The 16750-nt window shown below is 72.5% G+C and carries 18 protein-coding genes; 16 read left to right on the forward strand and 2 right to left on the reverse strand.

Annotation, left to right across the window (positions count from 1 at the left end; all coding sequences use genetic code 11):
- The first annotated feature begins 6 nt into the window (after positions 1–6).
- From K7G59_RS08155 to K7G59_RS08175, 5 genes are all read left to right on the forward strand, one after another.
- On the forward strand, positions 7–900 hold the full coding sequence (locus K7G59_RS08155) for a xanthine dehydrogenase family protein subunit M (RefSeq protein ID WP_225831657.1): 894 nt from the start codon (positions 7–9) through the stop codon (positions 898–900).
- Positions 897–2687 carry a 2Fe-2S iron-sulfur cluster-binding protein gene (locus K7G59_RS08160; RefSeq protein WP_225831658.1) on the forward strand — a complete coding sequence of 597 codons (1791 nt, stop codon included), beginning with the start codon at positions 897–899 and terminating at the stop codon, positions 2685–2687. The genes K7G59_RS08155 and K7G59_RS08160 overlap by 4 nt, the downstream gene beginning before the upstream one ends.
- A complete protein-coding gene (locus tag K7G59_RS08165) occupies positions 2684–4990 on the forward strand; it encodes a molybdopterin cofactor-binding domain-containing protein (RefSeq protein ID WP_225831660.1) in 2307 nt (768 codons plus the stop codon). Before K7G59_RS08160 ends, K7G59_RS08165 begins: the two co-directional genes overlap by 4 nt.
- Positions 4987–5127 carry a hypothetical protein gene (locus K7G59_RS08170; protein ID WP_225831662.1) on the forward strand — a complete coding sequence of 47 codons (141 nt, stop codon included), beginning with the start codon at positions 4987–4989 and terminating at the stop codon, positions 5125–5127. The genes K7G59_RS08165 and K7G59_RS08170 overlap by 4 nt, the downstream gene beginning before the upstream one ends.
- 142 nt (positions 5128–5269) lie before the next feature.
- Positions 5270–6433: an SUKH-4 family immunity protein gene (locus tag K7G59_RS08175; protein WP_225831664.1), complete on the forward strand. Its 1164-nt coding sequence runs from the start codon at positions 5270–5272 to the stop codon at positions 6431–6433.
- Between the two features lie 314 nt (positions 6434–6747).
- On the opposite strand, the gene K7G59_RS08180 is transcribed toward K7G59_RS08175, so the two are convergent.
- Both K7G59_RS08180 and K7G59_RS08185 read right to left on the reverse strand, forming a co-directional pair.
- Positions 6748–7413: a YdcF family protein gene (locus tag K7G59_RS08180; RefSeq protein WP_225831666.1), complete on the reverse strand. Its 666-nt coding sequence runs from the start codon at positions 7411–7413 to the stop codon at positions 6748–6750.
- A complete protein-coding gene (locus tag K7G59_RS08185; protein WP_225831669.1) occupies positions 7414–8211 on the reverse strand; it encodes a GntR family transcriptional regulator in 798 nt (265 codons plus the stop codon). It abuts the gene before it with no gap.
- A 918-nt stretch (positions 8212–9129) separates the two neighbouring features.
- Here K7G59_RS08185 and K7G59_RS08190 point away from each other — a divergent pair.
- The 11 genes from K7G59_RS08190 (at position 9130) to K7G59_RS08240 (ending at position 16711) form a co-directional block, all read left to right on the forward strand.
- Complete coding sequence (locus tag K7G59_RS08190) at positions 9130–9399, forward strand: DUF6284 family protein (protein WP_225831671.1); 270 nt, start codon at positions 9130–9132, stop codon at positions 9397–9399.
- Complete coding sequence (locus tag K7G59_RS08195) at positions 9396–9662, forward strand: hypothetical protein (protein WP_225831673.1); 267 nt, start codon at positions 9396–9398, stop codon at positions 9660–9662. Before K7G59_RS08190 ends, K7G59_RS08195 begins: the two co-directional genes overlap by 4 nt.
- A gap of 56 nt (positions 9663–9718) precedes the next feature.
- Positions 9719–10792, forward strand: coding sequence for a conjugal transfer protein (locus tag K7G59_RS08200; RefSeq protein WP_225832238.1), 1074 nt, complete (start codon positions 9719–9721; stop codon positions 10790–10792).
- Positions 10792–11139, forward strand: coding sequence for an RRQRL motif-containing zinc-binding protein (locus tag K7G59_RS08205; protein ID WP_225831676.1), 348 nt, complete (start codon positions 10792–10794; stop codon positions 11137–11139). Before K7G59_RS08200 ends, K7G59_RS08205 begins: the two co-directional genes overlap by 1 nt.
- A 1-nt stretch (position 11140) precedes the next feature.
- A complete protein-coding gene (locus K7G59_RS08210; RefSeq protein WP_225831679.1) occupies positions 11141–11458 on the forward strand; it encodes a hypothetical protein in 318 nt (105 codons plus the stop codon).
- Positions 11458–11628 carry a pRL2-8 gene (locus tag K7G59_RS08215; protein ID WP_225831681.1) on the forward strand — a complete coding sequence of 57 codons (171 nt, stop codon included), beginning with the start codon at positions 11458–11460 and terminating at the stop codon, positions 11626–11628. The genes K7G59_RS08210 and K7G59_RS08215 overlap by 1 nt, the downstream gene beginning before the upstream one ends.
- Positions 11629–11769: 141 nt before the next feature.
- Complete coding sequence (locus K7G59_RS08220; RefSeq protein ID WP_225831684.1) at positions 11770–13947, forward strand: FtsK/SpoIIIE domain-containing protein; 2178 nt, start codon at positions 11770–11772, stop codon at positions 13945–13947.
- Positions 13948–14186: 239 nt separating this feature from the next.
- Positions 14187–14687, forward strand: a complete 501-nt coding sequence (locus K7G59_RS08225; protein WP_225831686.1) for a hypothetical protein — start codon at positions 14187–14189, stop codon at positions 14685–14687.
- A gap of 18 nt (positions 14688–14705) precedes the next feature.
- Positions 14706–14981: a hypothetical protein gene (locus K7G59_RS08230; protein ID WP_225831688.1), complete on the forward strand. Its 276-nt coding sequence runs from the start codon at positions 14706–14708 to the stop codon at positions 14979–14981.
- An 87-nt stretch (positions 14982–15068) separates the two neighbouring features.
- Positions 15069–15797, forward strand: a complete 729-nt coding sequence (locus tag K7G59_RS08235; protein ID WP_225831690.1) for a DNA methylase — start codon at positions 15069–15071, stop codon at positions 15795–15797.
- Positions 15794–16711: a bifunctional DNA primase/polymerase gene (locus K7G59_RS08240; RefSeq protein ID WP_225831693.1), complete on the forward strand. Its 918-nt coding sequence runs from the start codon at positions 15794–15796 to the stop codon at positions 16709–16711. Before K7G59_RS08235 ends, K7G59_RS08240 begins: the two co-directional genes overlap by 4 nt.
- Positions 16712–16750 lie beyond the last annotated feature (39 nt).

A 16750-nucleotide genomic window follows, 5' to 3' on the forward strand; every position in this document is an offset into this window, starting at 1 on the left:
GCCGGTTTGACCACGCACGCACCGCAGGCGGCGCAGGCCGTCACCCTGCCCACGACATTGGACGAGGCGGTGGCGGCCCTCACCGCCGTGCCCACCGCCGTCCCCGTGGCGGGCGGCACCGACCTCATGGCCGCCGTGAACTCCGGCCAGCTCAGGCCCGCCGCCCTGGTGGGCCTCGGGCGGATCAGCGAGATCCGCGGCTGGCAGTACCAGGACGGCCACGCGCTGCTCGGCGCGGGCCTCACCCACGCACGCATGGGCCGCCCCGACTTCGCGGCCCTCATCCCGGCGCTCGCCGCCGCCGCGCGCGCCGCGGGCCCGCCGCACATCCGCAACGCCGGCACCCTGGGCGGCAACATCGCCACGGCTGCCCCCACGGGGGACGCGCTGCCGGTGCTGGCCGCCCTGGAGGCGACCGTGATCATCGCGGGTCCGGGCGGAGCCCGCCGGGAGATCCCGGTGTCGCACCTGCTGGCCGGCGTGGAGATGCTGCACGGCGGCGAACTCATCGGCTACGTGCGCGTGCCGCTGCTGCACGCCCCGCAGGTCTTCCTGAAGGCGACCGGACGCACCGGTCCGGGCCGCGCGCTGGCCTCCGTGGCCCTCGTCCTCGACCCCGCCCGGCGCGGCGTGCGCTGCGCCGTCGGGGCCATAGCGCCGATGCCGCTCAGGCCCCTGGAGGCCGAGCAGTGGGTCGCGCAGCTCATCGACTGGGACAACGACCGCGCGCTCGTCCCGGAGGCCCTGAACGCCTTCGGCGAGTACGTCGCCGCGGCCTGCGTCCCCGACGCGGCACCGGAGCCGGACGGCTCCGTGCCGCCGCTTCCGCCCGCCGTACTGCACCTGCGGCGCACCGTCGCCGCGCTGGCCCGACGAGCACTGGGGAGGGCACTGTCGTGACCGACGACCAGCACGGAGAGGGCACGCCCCACGGCGGCGGGCGCTGGGACCCGCTGCCCCAGGGCGACTACGACGACGGCGCCACCGCCTTCGTCAAGCTCCCCGAGGGCGGCATCGACGCCCTGCTGTCCGGCGACAGCCCCCTTGCGGCACCCGGACACGGCTATGTGCCGCCGGCCATCACGACGGCGCCCGCCGACGGCTCCGCCGGTGCCTGGCCCGTGCCCGAGAGCGCCCAGTGGCCCGACCCGAACGCCGTCCCCCAGGAGCCGGTCACCGACGACCGGTTCACCTACCACCCCGGCGCCACCCAGCAGTGGACGTTCGAGGAGCCCGCGGCCCCGCCCGCGTCCGGCCACGACGTCACCGGCCAGTGGTCCATCCCGGTCGCGGGCGGTGACCTGCCCGACGAGTCGGGCGAGTTCACCACGGCCGCGCTGGTCGAGCAGTGGGGCGGCCCCCCGCCCGCCACCCTCCCCGGCGGCGCGCCCGCGCCCTGGGCGACGGACGGCGCGGGCCAGGCGTGGGACCGGCAGCAGGTACCCGCGCAGACCGCCGAGCCGTCCCTCGCACAGGGCGTCGAGACCCCCGCGCACGGCACCCCGGCGCCCGAGGGTCACGCACCTGCCGAGCCGTTCACCGAGCCGTTCACCGAGCCGTTCGACGAGCCGTTCACCGAGCCGTTCACGGAGGAAACCGGCGAGCACGCGCCCGAGGCGGCCCCCGAACGGCCCGCCGACGGCCCCACGCACCCCGAGGCGCCCGCCGCCCCCGCAACCGTGCCGGAGACCGTTCCGGAGACCGTGGAAACGCCGGAGGCAGCCGCCCCCGCCGCGCCCGACGCCCCGGCCGGCGCACCGGATACGCCGGACGTTCCGGCCGCCCAGGAGGCGCCGGGCACGGCCGGCACGCCGGAGACCTCCGCGCCCGCGCAGGAACCCGGGACACCGGCGGCGTCCCCGTCGGCCGACGTGTCCGGGCAACCGGCCGCGGACGCCCCGGAGCAGGACACCTCGCAGCAGGACGCCCCCCACCAGGACGCCGCCCCGGCGGAGCCCGCCCCGCAGCAGGACGCCGCGCCGCAGGAGCCCGAAGAGCCCGCCGCCGCGCCCCTCCTGCCGCACGACGACCACCCCCTCGCCTCGTACGTCCTGCGCGTCAACGGCACCGACCGGCCCGTCACCGACGCCTGGATCGGCGAGTCGCTGCTGTACGTCCTGCGCGAGCGGCTCGGCCTCGCGGGCGCCAAGGACGGCTGCTCGCAGGGCGAGTGCGGGGCCTGCAACGTGCAGGTCGACGGCCGGCTGGTGGCCTCCTGCCTGGTCCCGGCGGCCACCGCGGCCGGCAGCGAGGTACGTACCGTCGAAGGCCTGGCCGTCGACGGGCAGCCCTCCGACGTGCAGCGCGCGCTCGCCCGGTGCGGTGCCGTCCAATGCGGCTTCTGCGTGCCGGGCATGGCGATGACCGTGCACGACCTGCTGGAGGGCAACCCCGCCCCGACCGAGCTGGAGACCCGGCAGGCCCTGTGCGGCAACCTGTGCCGCTGCTCCGGCTACCGCGGCGTCGTCCAGGCCGTCCAGGAGGTCGTCGCCGAACGCGAGGCGCACACCGCCGCGGACTCCGCGACGGACGGCGGCGAGCCACGCATCCCGCACCAGGCGGGCCCCGGCTCCGGGGGCGTCAACCCGTCGGCGTTCGAGGCACCGGGGGTCTTCGACAGCCCCGGCACCTTCGGTGCACCGGCACCGCACGACCAGCACTACGGCCAGGACGGAGGCCAGGCGTGAGCAACGAAGCCGCCGCGACGACCACCGCGGATCCCGTTCCCGCCGCCGAGCCGCCGCCGCACGGCCTCGGCGCCTGCCTGCCGCACGCCGACGCCCGCGCCAAGACCGAGGGCACCTTCCCGTACGCGGCCGACCTGTGGGCCGAGGGCCTGCTGTGGGCGGCCGTGCTGCGCTCCCCGCACGCCCACGCGCGCATCGTGTCCGTCGACACCACCCACGCGACCGAGATGCCCGGCGTACGGGCCGTCGTCACCCACGAGGACGTGCCCGGCACCCCCCGCCACGGCCGGGGCGTCCCCGACCGCCCCGTGTTCGCCTCCGAGGTGGTACGGCACCACGGCGAGCCCATCGCGGCGGTCGCGGCCGACCACCCCGACACCGCGCGGATGGCAGCCGCCGCGATCATCGTCGAGTACGAGGTACTCGACCCGGTCACCGACCCTGAGCACGCCTTCGAGGCCGAACCGCTGCACCCGGACGGCAACCTGATCCGGCACATCCCGCTGCGCCACGGCGACCCGGAGGCGGTCGGCGAGGTCGTGGTCGAGGGCCTGTACCGCATCGGCCGACAGGACCCGGCCCCCATCGGCGCCGAGGCCGGCCTCGCGGTGCCGCGGCCCGACGGCGGCGTGGAGCTGTACCTGGCCTCCACCGACCCGCACACCGACCGCAACACCGCCGCGGCCTGCTACGGACTGTCCCCCGACCAGGTGAAGATCGTCGTCACCGGGGTGCCCGGCGCCACCGCCGACCGCGAGGACCAGGGCTTCCAGCTCCCGCTCGGCCTGCTCGCCCTGAAGACCGGCTGCCCGGTGAAGCTCACGGCCACGCGCGAGGAGTCCTTCCTCGGCCATGCCCACCGCCACCCCACCCTGCTGCGCTACCGCCACCACGCCGACGCCGAGGGCAGGCTGGTGAAGGTGGAGGCGCAGATCCTGCTGGACGCGGGCGCGTACGCCGACACCTCCTCCGAGGCCCTGGCCGCCGCCGTCTCCTTCGCGTGCGGCCCTTACGTCGTCCCGAACGCCTTCATCGAGGGCTGGGCCGTGCGCACCAACAACCCGCCCTCCGGGCACGTGCGCGGCGAGGGCGCCATGCAGGTGTGCGCCGCCTACGAGGCACAGATGGACAAGCTCGCGAAGAAGTTCGGCCTGGACCCGGCCGAACTGCGCCTGCGCAACGCGCTCGCCACCGGCGACGTGCTGCCCATCGGCCAGACGGTGACCTGCCCGGCGCCGGTGGCCGAACTCCTCCAGGCGGTAAGGGACTTCCCGCTGCCCGCACTGCCCAAGGACACGCCGGAGGAGGAGTGGCTGCTGCCCGGCGGCCCCGAGGGCGCGGGCGAGCCGGGTGCGGTGCGCCGGGGGGTCGGCTACGGCCTGGGCATGGTGCACATGCTCGGCGCGGAGGGCGCCGACGAGGTGTCCACGGCGACCGTGAAGGTCCACGACGGCGTCGCGACCGTGCTGTGCGCGGCCGTGGAGACAGGCCAGGGCTTCACCACGCTGGCCCGGCAGATCGTGCAGGAGACGCTCGGTGTCGAAGAGGTCCACGTGGCCCCGGTCGACACCGACCAGCCCCCGGCCGGCGCGGGCTGCCGCGGCCGGCACACCTGGGTGTCGGGCGGCGCGGTGGAACGGGCGGCCAAGATGGTCCGCACGCAACTGCTCCAGCCCCTGGCGCACAAGTTCGGCATGTCCACCGAGCTGCTCCAGATCACCGACGGCAAGATCACCTCGTACGACGGAGTGCTGTCGACGACCGTCAGCGAGGCGATGGAGGGCAAGGAGCTGTGGGCCACGGCCCAGTGCCGCCCGCACCCCACCGAGCCGCTGAACGACTCCGGCCAGGGCGACGCCTTCGTGGGCCTCGCCTTCTGCGCGGTCCGCGCGGTGGTGGACGTGGACGTGGAGCTGGGATCCGTCCGGGTGGTGGAGCTGGCGGTCGCCCAGGACGTGGGCCGGATCCTCAACCCGGCGCAGCTCGCGGCCAGGATCGAGGCGGGTCTCACCCAGGGCGTGGGCATCGCCCTCACCGAGAACCTGCGCACCCCGCGCGGGCTGATCCGCCACCCCGACCTGACCGGATACGCCCTCCCGACCGCTCTGGACACGCCGGACATCCGGATCGTGAAACTGGTCGAGGAACGGGACGTGGTCGCCCCCTTCGGCGCCAAGTCGGTCAGCGCGGTACCGGTGGTGACGGCCCCCGCGGCGATCGCCTCGGCCGTCCGCGCGGCCACCGGCCGGCCGGTCAACCGCCTGCCGATCCGCCCGCAGGCCGCGGTGGTGACGGACCGGTGAGCGACCAGCCCGCCCCGCGCACCCCCGAGGAGCCGCGCTACGAGCCGCCGCCGGCCCCGGGCAAGCTGCTGTTGTGGATCCTGCTGTTCGTCGTGGCGGCACTGGCGGTTGTCCTGGGCGGCATCTACTTCACCTGAACTGGTGACGCCTGGGAACGGAACGCGGCCCGGTCGTCTGACGTCTTCCCTCGTGGAGGGCGTTGTCAGTGGGGCGGCGTAGTGTTCCGGGCAGTGGGGGACGGCCGTTCCCGACGCACCAGGATCGGATCGCGGGGGAGCGATGAGCACGACCGACGCCGGGGTTCCGGCGATCACGCTGACCGAGGCGGAGCTGGGGCGCTACGTCACACACGCCCCGACCCGCGGCCTGCTCACCGGTCCCGGACTGCCCGCCGACACCGGCCTGTTGACGTTCTCCCCGCTGCGTACGAACGGCCTGCGCACCCTCGCCGACGCCACCGACGGCCCCCTGCACCTGGCGGAGGAGCTGCGAGACCGCCTGGTGATCGGCGAACTGCTCAACCCGGCCGGCATGGAGCGCGAGTCGATCCTGCTCGACGGTGACACCGGCGAGCTGACGACGGCCTACCTCCTCGACCCGTCCGCACCCCGCCCCTTCGCGCCCTCCCTGGCCACGCTGCTGCGCTTCGCCGCGGTCACCGAGGAACTGGCGGGCCTGCGTGGCCGTTTCACCGCCCTGGCGGGCCAGTACGGCCCCAGGACGGCGACCGAGGCGTCCCGGCTCCTCCTCGCGCTCTTCGAGGAGGGCACGGACGGCGACGTTCCGGCGTACTGGAAGGCCGCGGCGCTGATCCGCCCGCTCGCCCTCGTCGTCGGCCCCGGCACGGCCCGCGGCCTCACCCTGGACGTCCCCGCCCGCCTCCTGGACCAGGAGTTCGGCCACGGCCGCGTCGTCCGCTACGAGGAGGTGGACTTCCCGGCCACGCTCACGCACGAGCCGACCCGCCGCTTCCTGCGCGAGACCGGTCTGCCGGAGGCGGCGGTCCTCTTCCACACGGACACGGACGTGCCGCTGCCGACCCTTCGGGAGTACGTCACCGACGAGCGCACGGGCGACGCCTTCCCGCCGATCGAACTCCCCGCCCACGCGGACCACCTGATCCGCCTCGGCCACCTGGTCGAGGACAACAGCCTGGTGATCGACGGCAGAACGGGCGCGGTCCTGACGTTCAGCGAGCCGGAGGCGGCCCTCTACCCCCTCAACACCGACGTCTCCACCCTCGCCTTCACGCTCTGGCTGCTGCACCACGAGCGCACCATCGACGAACACCTCGGCAACGAACTGAGCACCGAGGCCTACGACCAGCTCGCCGCCGCGATGATCGACACCCTGTCCGCCGTCGACCCCACCGGCACGGCCCACGACTCCGAGTGGCACTACTGGACCGAACTCTTCCAGGACGAGGCGGGCGGGGTCCTTTAAAACCCCGCGGGGTCCCTGTGCACCCGCTCGCCTCGCCGGAGCGGACAGCCGGGCCGGCCGAGGGACGCCCGGCCGCTCCAACTGCTCCAGTAGCTCGCGTGTGCGGCCCGGACCCGAGGGGGGACCACTGGAGGCCATGGCGGGAATCGAACCCGCGTAACTCGCTTTGCAGGTTTGTCCGCGTGGGTCAGGGGCTGATCCGGTGCAGTTCATCCTCGTTCAGCGCAGTACCTCCGAGCGGGGCGCGTACCTCCGTGAACGAGTACGGACGCGACTGAATGAGACGGAAACTGAGACGGATACGCCACGTCCCATCAGGCGTGGCGAGTCGGCTCCGGTACGAGTCGGCTCGTGAACCCGGCGCCACAGAGACGCTCGTACGCTGCCTTGATGTCCTCCGGGATCTCTTGCTCGATCATGAATCCCTGCTGGGGGTAGATCATGAGTCGCTGCTGAGCGCCGACCAGCATGTCGATGACAAGACGCGGGTCCCCGATCGAGTCGACGTAATCGCGAAAGGCCATGGGAGGCGACGCGCTCACCCACTCGACGGTGGGCCACAGCTTGCGGGCTGTCGCGTACGCGCGCCGTTCCTCGTAGGGCTTGCTGACCAGGAGAACGGATGAGACAGGCACCTGCTGCTCTTCGAGAAGCGCACGAGAGAAGCGGATGTTCTCGCCCGTGTTCCGGGCCTTCGGCTCGACAAGGATGGCGGCAGCCGGGACCCCCAGCTCGATGGCGCGCTCACGGTAGTGCTGAGCCTCGCCGCGCGGCATTCGCTCTCGCGTCGTTCGGCTGGTCGCCCCAGTGAAGACGATGAGCGGCGCCATGCCTCGGTGGTAGAGATCTGCGGTGGTGTCGGCCACCTGAAGGTCATGGCTGCCGAGACCGATGGCTACGGAGCAGGGGCGAGGCTCGTGTCCCATCTGCTGGAAGTCCCAGAGTCGCTGCGCGTCTGCCCATGCCTGAGCCGAGAACACTTACTCACCTTCCGTCTTCGCCGAGTCGGGCACCTTGAAGTCATACGACCACGCGAAGCGCGTCGCCGCGTGCACTCCGATGGCGAACTCAACCACGGTCCCGTCCGCCGTGTATGTGGTGCGGTGCAGCTCCACCACCCACTCACCTGGTGAGAGCTGGAGAAGTTGGGCTTCCTCAGCCGTGGGTACGCGGGCGAACAGTTCCTCCGTCATGTGGTCGATCTCGTACCCGGCGTCGTAGAGGACGCGGAAGCCGCCGCCACGGCCGGCGGGTCCCGGAGTCGGGTCGACGATGCGGGTCCCCTCGACGTGTTCGGGCCGGTAGTAGCTGGTCAGGGTGTGGGTCGGCTGAGTGCCTTCCTTCACCAGGCGAGCCCGCGCGTACACGTCGGCTCCCTCGGGCAAGCCGTGCGCGGCGGCCACGACCGCCGGCGCCTTGACGCGACTGACTGTCTGGGTCTGCTCGTTCCGGTCGTACTTCCGTCCGGACGCCACGCGGTCCGCGATGAAGGCGACCTCATCACCGTCCCGCCACTTGGCCTTGTCGTAGCGCGCGATGCCCAAGCGCTTGAGCGGCGTCTTGTGACGCACAACGGTGCCGTGTCCGCGGGTCATCGTGACCAGACCTTCGGCCTCCAGGGCCTTGTATGCGCGGTGGACGGTCTCCTTGGATCCCTCACCCGCCTCTACGAGGTCGCGGATCTGCGGTAGCTGCTCGCCGGGGGCAGGATCGCCGTTCTTGATCTGCTCGGCGAACCGGTCGGCCAGTTCCCGCCACTTTGGCGCTTTCGGTGCCACGCCGAACTCCTCTCGACGGCTTCAAGTGAAGCACACAGTCCTAGGACAGTTGACAGTCCTAGGACTGCCATGCATTCTCATTCCAGGCCGCCCGTAGTCCTAGGACAGCGAGCAAAAGGGCTCTCTTTGGGTTTCCTTCGATGCCTAGTCGGTTCGGGATTGCTCGTGCGGTTGGGGCCCCGAGCTGGTCGTTTTTTGAGAACTGCATAGGTGGGCCCCGTCTCCCCGAGTCGAAAAGGCGGATCGCGCGGCATCGAGCTGCGCCCCCTGACCCTGCAATGTCCGGGGAGGTCGGCGTGAGTCGACGACATAAGACGGTGCTGCCGGACGGACCGGTCGGCAGCACCGCATGACCTGTTCCAGTCCGCCCCTGGTCCGCTGCGCTTCGGGCGTTGCGGCCGGCTGCCTCTCCCGCCCGTACGGCTCGCCTTGCTTGGCGCTGGACGGGCGGGGGTGCGGGGAGCCGGAATCCACCGACTCCGATACGAGAGCGGCCCCCGGGTGGCACCCCGGAGGCCGCGTACAGGCACCTGTAGTGGAGGCACCTGTGGTGACGAGTCTGACAGACGCGGAGCGCGATGAGCTGTCGCGGAAGAACTCCGAGGCGAACAAGCGCAGCGAGGACAACGCCCGTGGGCGGGGCGGACGGTGACGGGCGCCACCGAGCACGAGAAGACGAAACCGCCGCTGCCTGTCCGTCCGCCTCGCCCGCATCCGCATGCGGCGTGAGCGGACGCTGAAATCAACCGCCCTGATGGTCGTACGCCGGGTTCGACTCCCGGCGGGGGCACTCCGGCCGCTGCTCTTGCGGCCGTGCCGCGCACCGCGCGGCTTCACCCACAACGGCGTGCGGCTCCCGGGCTGCCTCCCGGGAGCCGCTGTTCGGGCCGTTTCACCTGCAAGGGAGACCACGACCCAATGAGCCACATCGTCACTGTTCAGGACGCTGTTACCGCGTTCGCTGACTTCATGGAGCCGACGAGTGCGGAGCTGAACGCGATCGAGCAGGAGATGCCGCTGATCCTGGCGGACGTCGACCTGCTCGACGCGCAGATCACCACCCTGGACCGCGTCCCGACCGAGCTGGACGCCCGCCGGATCCGCAGGGCCCGCCGCCGGGTCCTGGTCGAGCGGCGTGCCCTGGCCAACCAGACCGCTGGCATGACGCTGTCGGGGGGTGCGGCATGAGCCCCGACACCCGTGAGTTCCTGGCCGCGGTTCTGGACGCTATCGACATTCCCGCACCGGCCACCTTCGGCGACCGCGAAGCGTTCGCGCGACTGCTGGCAGACCGCGTGCTGGACGCGGTCGTTGCCCTGACCGGCGCCTTGGGCGAGCCGCCGGACGCCGACTGGGGGCTTGGCTGGCACACCGATTACCTGCGTAGGCAGCTCGCGAAGAACCCGCCGACCACCTACCGCCACCACGGCGCGAGCGGGGGTACGGCGTGAACCGCAAGGAACTGACCACCCCGCAGCGCGTCGTCCTGGGGGCCGCGTTCGTCATCATGGCCGCCGTCGGCGGTATCGGCGGGTACGGCACGTTCAGCAACATCGGCCACGCCTACGGAACCGGCACCGCGCTCGGCGCGGTCGCCGCCGGCGAGGGAGCCACCGCCGTTCTCGGCCTGGTTCTGCTCGGTCTGACCATGCTGGGGCAGTCCTCACCCCGAATCGTGCGTCTCGGGCTGTGGGCGCTGCCCGCCGCAGCATCGGTCATGGCCGCGATGGCCGGCCCGGACGCCGGCCGTACCGTGATCTATGCGGTGACACCGATGGGCATGTGTGTCTCGGCTGAGGGCATGGCGTTCCTGGCCCGGCGGATCGTCGTCCACACCGACGGCCGTGACGCCGAAGCCGAGGCCCGCGCGGCGGCCGTGGTGCGGCAGCTGGCCTTTCACCGGGCCGTGGCCGCCAACCACCCCAGCGACTGGGTGAAGAGGTGGGCGGAGCGGAAGTCGTGGCGGCTGGCCCGCAGGGTCGGCACCGGCGACCACACGTTGGGAACGCGGCTGCTCGATGTGCAGCGGGATCGGGTCACGGCGGGCGCGGATGCCGCGCTGGCGGGCATGTTCACCACCCCGACCGATCCGCTGGCGCTGCCGTCAATCGGCCCGATCGGCCCGGCGACCCCCGTGAGCGCGAATGCGGAGGAATCCACCGAGACCAAGAGGATTCGGTCGACGGCTGACCAGGTGGAATCGACCCCGGTCACGATCACTCTGACGCGTCTCCCGGTCCCCGATCCGATCCCGGCGGACGCGGGTAAGTCGGGCTGGCCGCTCAAGCCGATCCCCGCGCTCACGGCCCCGGTCGAGTCGACCCCGGCCCCGATCACCGTGCGCCGGTCGGTGGCGGCAGAGTCGACCCGGCCGCGTCGGGCGACGTATCGAGTCCCGGATGCCGCGAAGGCGCCCCGGACCCGGCGGACTGCGGAACAGCTCCTGGCCGAGGCGCGGACGCTGACGGCCGAATGGCCGCAGATCCACATCACGGCGGAGGGGATTCGCAGGGAGATGCACGTCTCCCCGACCAACGCGCGCATGCTGCGTGACGCGCTGCTCGCCGAGCGGGCCGCGTGATGGGGGCGCTGCCGGTGTTCCGGTGGCGCCTGGCCCCGGACGGCTACGCCACCCGCCGCCAACTCAGGGCGCAGGGTCTGCGGCCCGGTGGTCAGCCGGTGGCCGCTCAGCTCGAACGCCCGCGCCGCCGCCGGCCTGCGCTGGTCGCCTACCTCTACCGCGTCGACCTGGCCAAGCCGGTACGGCCGATGACCCCGGCCCGGCGGGCGGCGCTGGCCAAGGCCAACGCCGCCCGCCGTATCTGCCCGCAGTGCCGCCGTGACGCCGGCTACGTCATCCCCGTCTCGCTCGGCACTTGCGTGCCCTGCGCCTACCCCGAACCCCTCGAACCGGTGAGGAGTGCCTGACATGGGCAAGCCCGACACCCGACGCCTGGACAAGGCGATCCAGCAGAACGAACGCAAGCTGCAGGCGGTCCGCAACCGCGAGATGTGGCCGCTGGACAGCCGTGAGCGCCGCGCCGTGCTGGGCGCGGTCGTGTCCGGCACGCGCAGCCTGCACCGGGGCAACGGCACCGCCCGCGCGGACCGGCAGATGGACACCGCCTGGCAGTCCGCCGAGACCCGGCTGATCGCGGAGATCACCGCACTGAAGACCGAGCGGCAGCGGATCGTGAACGAGGCCGCCGCCGACCGGGCCGCCAAGAAGTCCTCGGGGTGGTGGTGATGGCCGCGCAGCAGACGCCGCCGGGTGAGTGCCCGCAGTGCTGGCAGCACGCCCACGACCAGCGCGTACACCGCCACCTCGGGCCGCGCGAGGACTGCCCGCAGTGCGTGGACCACATGGTCAACGGCTGCCCCTACCTCGTGCCCAAGAAGGAATCCCGCTGGTGGTGACCGTGCGCACCGCCCGCGCCGGCGCCTGATCCGCGCCGCGCTGCTTGCCCGCTCGGGGTGGCCGTCCCTGCACGGACCCGGCCGCCCCGGGCGCTCTCCCAAACTCCGGCCCCGATCGGGGCAGTCAGGAGACCTTCCGTCATGACCGAACTCGCCACGGAAATCACGACTGTGGGAACTGTCCACGACCTCGACCAGCACCGGGCCGCCCGCACCGACGCGGCGTCGGTCAGCCTCGTCAAGCAGCCCACGATGCCCGCCGCGGCCGGCCCGGCCGCCCCGGTTGCGGTTGAGGCCGTCGACCGGGCCGACAACCCCCTGGCCGACTGGCTCACCGTTCCGGACGCGCCGGTACTGCCCGCGTGGGCCCGCTCACGCGCGTCCGTCCTGGCCAACGTCCGCGCGTTCGGCCGGCTCACCTGGTGGCACACCCGCTACCGCGGCTTGCGCACCCCCAAGTACCTGTTCAAGGCCGTGCTGTTGGCCGCGCGGGGTTTCTACCGGGCCGTGGCCGGACTGTGGCCGACGCTGTCCGCGCAGGACCACACCGCGACCGTGAAGGCGCTGCGGGCGCAGGTCAAGGCCCGGCCCGAGGACGTCGACCTGGCCGCCCGGCTGCAGGCCGCGCACTACGCCCGCACCCAGACCAGGCGCTGGCGGTTCGGTGCCGCCGCGGTCGCGGTCGGCGCGGCGGCCGTCGGGATGGCGCTGGCCCCGCCCGTGCTGCAGGCAGGGGTTACGGCCGCGGTCGTCGCGCCCCTGGCCTACCTGGGTCGCGGCAAGGAGGCCCGGCTGTTGGACCAGGCTGCGCCGCCGCTGCGGGTGGACATGTCCGCGCAGCAGCTCAACGACGCGCTGCGGGCCGCCGGCCTCCTCAAAAGCGGCGGTGGCAAGGACGACAAGGACCTTCCGAAGGTGCACTGCACGATGGGTCCGGTCCGGGACGGCCGCGGCTGGGCAGTGATCTTCGACCTTCCCCGCGGGGGCGGCAAGACCGCATCCGATGTGCTGGCCAAGCGTGAAGTGATCGCGCAGGAACTCGGGGTGGACGAGATTCAGGTCATCATGTCCCGGGTCCGTGCGGCCAAGGGCGGCAACGCCGGACGCGTCTCCATGTGGGTTGCCGACGACGACCCCTACCTGGGCACGCCGAACCCGTCCCCGCTGGAGAAGGCCGAGAAGTTCTCCATCTGGGACGCGGTGCCGTTCGGGCAGGACGCCCGCGGCAACCGCATCGACGTGCCCGTCATCTGGCAGTCGATGTTCTTCGGCGGCCTGCCCCGCCGGGGTAAGACGTTCACGCAGCGGCTGCTGACCGCGGCCGGTCTGCTGGACGCCTACGTGCGGCACTACGTCGCGGACGGCAAGGGCGGCGCCGACTGGATGCCTATGAAGGCCGTCGCTCACCGCCTGGTCATGGGCGCCGAGGACGACGCGATCGAAGCACTCAAGGCCATGCTGCAAGAGCTGCTGGCGGAGATGGAACGCCGCTTCGCGCTGCTGCGGGACCTGCCCACGTCGGTGTGCCCGGAGGGCAAGCTGACCCCGGACATCATGGTCAGGTACAACCTGCCGGTCATCTTCGTCACCATCGACGAGCTGCAGGAGTACTTCACCGCGATGGAGCGCGAGGACCGCGAGCAGGTCATCAACGACCTGTGCCGCATCGCCCGCCGCGGCCCCGCCGCCGGGTTCATCTCCAACTTCGCCTCCCAGCGCCCCGACGCCGAGTCGGTGCCGGCGAAGCTGCGGGAGATCATCACCATCCGCTACTCCACCCAGGTCGTCGACCGCACCAGCTCCGACATGGTGCTGGGCAAGGGCAAAGCCGCCCAGGGCGCGGACGCCTCCGTGCTGTCCGAGGACCACAAGGGCGTCGGCGTCCTGGTCACCGGCCCGGCCTCCTACGTGACCGTGCGCGCCGACTACCTCGACGGGCCCGCGTTCGCCGCGCTGTGCCGCAAGGGCCGCGCCCTGCGGGAGGCCGCCGGACAGCTCACCGGTGACGCAGCCGGCGACGTCACCGCCGCCGCCGACGCGGCCGGGCTGACCGTGCCCGCGATCGTCTCCGACGCGCTGGAGGTCATGCGGCACTCCCCGCGCATGTTCACCACCGACCTCCTCGCCGGACTCGTCAACCTCGACGAGGACGTCTACGGCGACTTCAACGCCGAACGCCTCGCCTCCGAACTCGAGGCCGCCGGCGTGAAGCGGACCAGCAAGCAGGTAAAGATCAGCGGCGCGAACGGAGCCGGCTACCAGCGCCGCGACATCGAGGCCGCCGTGCCCGCCGAGATCCTCCTCAGCACCGGCAGGTAAAGCCCCTCCCCTCTACCCCACCCCCGGCCAACGCCCCCTCCGCCCGGCATCCGGCGGCCTTCCGCGACCGCTACCGAGTAGAGGGGGCTCTTTACCCCGGTAGAGGGGGAGGTAGAGGCCCCTGACCTGCAAGGTAAGGCCGGTAAAGGGGGCCACGCACCCCCTGCCCGGACCCCTCTCACAGCCCCCGACAGGCGGTGTCCCCGCCTGCCCAGCCGAGCCCCGGAAGGGACTTCCGCATGTACCCCGACACCACCCCCAGCACCGCCCCCACGACGGCCGGGATGAGCGACGACCAGGCCGCGGCCGAAGCAGCCCGGATCATCGCCGACGCCTACCGGCCCGCCCCCGAGACGCCGACCGCCTACCGCGACACCAGCCCCCTGCCCACCTACGGCGACACGCCCCCGGTCCTCCAGCCGGACCGCCGCATCGTCCCCGCCTGGGCCGCCGGCACCGCCGTCGCCGGGATCGGCGTCGGCGCCGCGTGCGTCGGCGTCGGATGCGGCGTCTGGCTCGCCTGCCAGGGATTCGCCGCCATCTCCCTCACGTCCGTCCTGTTCGTCACCCTGCCCATCGCCGCCGTGGCCGCCGTCGCCGCAGCCGTCGGCTCCGCCCTGCGCTCCCTCAAGGACGTCCACACCGAGCACCACCACCACTACACCGGCCCGGTCCGACAGGAGAACACCACCACCCACACCCGCGGAGTCTTCGCCCGCACCCACAACGAACACCACTGACCAAGGAGACCGACCACTGTGATGCGACTCCGCTTTCAGGTCATCGGCTGGTCCCGTCGGGCGCTGGCCCTGACCGATACTCCCCGTCCGGACTGCCCCGACTGCGAGGGTTTCGGCGGCATCGAGCGCGACTACGGCGACTACGACACCGGCGAGTACGCCGGCACCGAGTCGTACCCATGCGACTGCTGGACCGAGTGGCGCAGGGTCCTGCTCCCGCTCCCACGCCTTCCCCGGCTGCTGCGCCGCCGCGTCGCCCAACGCGACCCGTGGATCGACGAACCGCCCTTCTAGCTACGCCAAGGGCGGCCCCCTTCCGCCAAGAACGCGGGGCCGCCCTTGTCACCCAGCACTGTCAAAGAGAACTGGAGATCTCCCAGCATGACTCAACCAACCGACATCCGGCGAGACGGCGAGCGACCGTTACTGCTGGATCTGTTCTCGTGCGCCGGCGGAGCCGCCATGGGCTACCTGCGCGCCGGCTTCCGCGTGCGCGGCTGCGACATCGCGGACCGGCCCAACTACCCGTTCCCGTACCACCGGGGCGACGCGCTCGCCCACCTCGCCCGGCTGATCGCGACGGGTGAGATCGAGCGGTTCGCGTTCGTCCACGCCTCTCCGCCCTGTCAGGCCAAGTGCTCGTTGACCATCGGCACCAACCGGTCCAAGGGGTGGGGCGGCACGCATGAAGACCTCGTGGCCCCCACCCGCGCCCTGCTCGACCGGACGGGGCTGCCGTACGTGATCGAGCAGCCCAACGGGCGGGCAGAGATCCGCAAAGACCTGACCCTGTGCGGGGAGATGTTCGGTCTCGGGGTCATCCGGCACCGCAACTTCGAGTTGGGCGGCTGGACGGCCCCGCAGCCGGTCCACGTGCGCCACCGGGGGCGGGTACGCGGCTACCGCCACGGCGAGTTCCACGAGGGCCCTTACGTCGCCCCGTACGGCAACGGCGGCGGCAAGCCGACCGTCCCGGAGCTGCAGGCCGCGATGGGTATCACGTGGACGAACGTGCGTGAGGAACTGACTGAGGCCATTCCTCCCGCCTACAGCGAGTACATCGGCCGCGCCTTCCGGGCCTCCCGCACAGCGCGGGGGGTGGCGGCGTGACCGGTGTCCTGAGCGCGTCCCTGGAGTGCCTGCCGCTGCTCGCCTCCGCCCTCACGGCGGCCGAACGCGGCTGGCCGGTCATCCCGCTCCACCCCGGCAGCAAGCGCCCGGCAGGACACGCCGAACGCGCCTGCCCCGGCACCGGGCGCTGCTCTGGCGGGCACCGCACCCCGGAGGACCGGGCCACCACCGACCCCGCCCTGATCCACGCCGCGTGGGCGCACAGGCCCTACAACGTCGGTATCGCCACCGGCCCGGCCGGACTGCTCGTCATCGACCTGGACCCGGTCAAGACGGAAGAGCCAGAAGGAGCGCCTGACGGCGCCACTTCCTTGCAAGCGCTCTGCGAGCGCGCCGGGCAGGCGCTCCCCGACACCTATCGGGTGCGGACCGCCCGCGGTGAACACCTCTACTTCACCGCCCCCACGGGGGTGCGGCTGAAGTGCAGCGCGAACCGTCTCGGACCGCACATCGACACCCGCGCCTGGGGCGGCTACGTGGTCGCCCCCGGCAGCACCACCCCCGACGGCACCTACGAGGTCGCCCACGACGCGCCCGTGGCCGAACTGCCCGCATGGCTCACCGCGTTGCTCACAGAGCCGGACAGGCCCACTCCGATGCCCGTGCGGGTCCACGACGGCACCCGTGCCGCCAGGGTGGCGCTGGAACGCGAGTGCGCCGTCATCGCCTCCGCGACCGAGGGTGGGCCGAACGGGCGGAACAACACCCTGCACCGCAGCGCCTGCAAGGTGGGGCGGTTCGTGGCCTGGGGCGACATCCCCCGGCACGTGGTGGAGGAGGCAATCCAGGGGGCGGGGGAGGCGACGGGACTGCCGCCGGCCGAGTGCCGCACCACCATCCGCAGCGCCCTGGACTGGGTCATCACCCACGCCACACCACGGGAGGCAGCATGACGGCCCCCACTCCCCCCGCCCTGGACTGCCTAACCAGCA

Source organism: Streptomyces sp. NK08204, assembly GCF_020400585.1.
Taxonomy (GTDB): domain Bacteria; phylum Actinomycetota; class Actinomycetes; order Streptomycetales; family Streptomycetaceae; genus Streptomyces.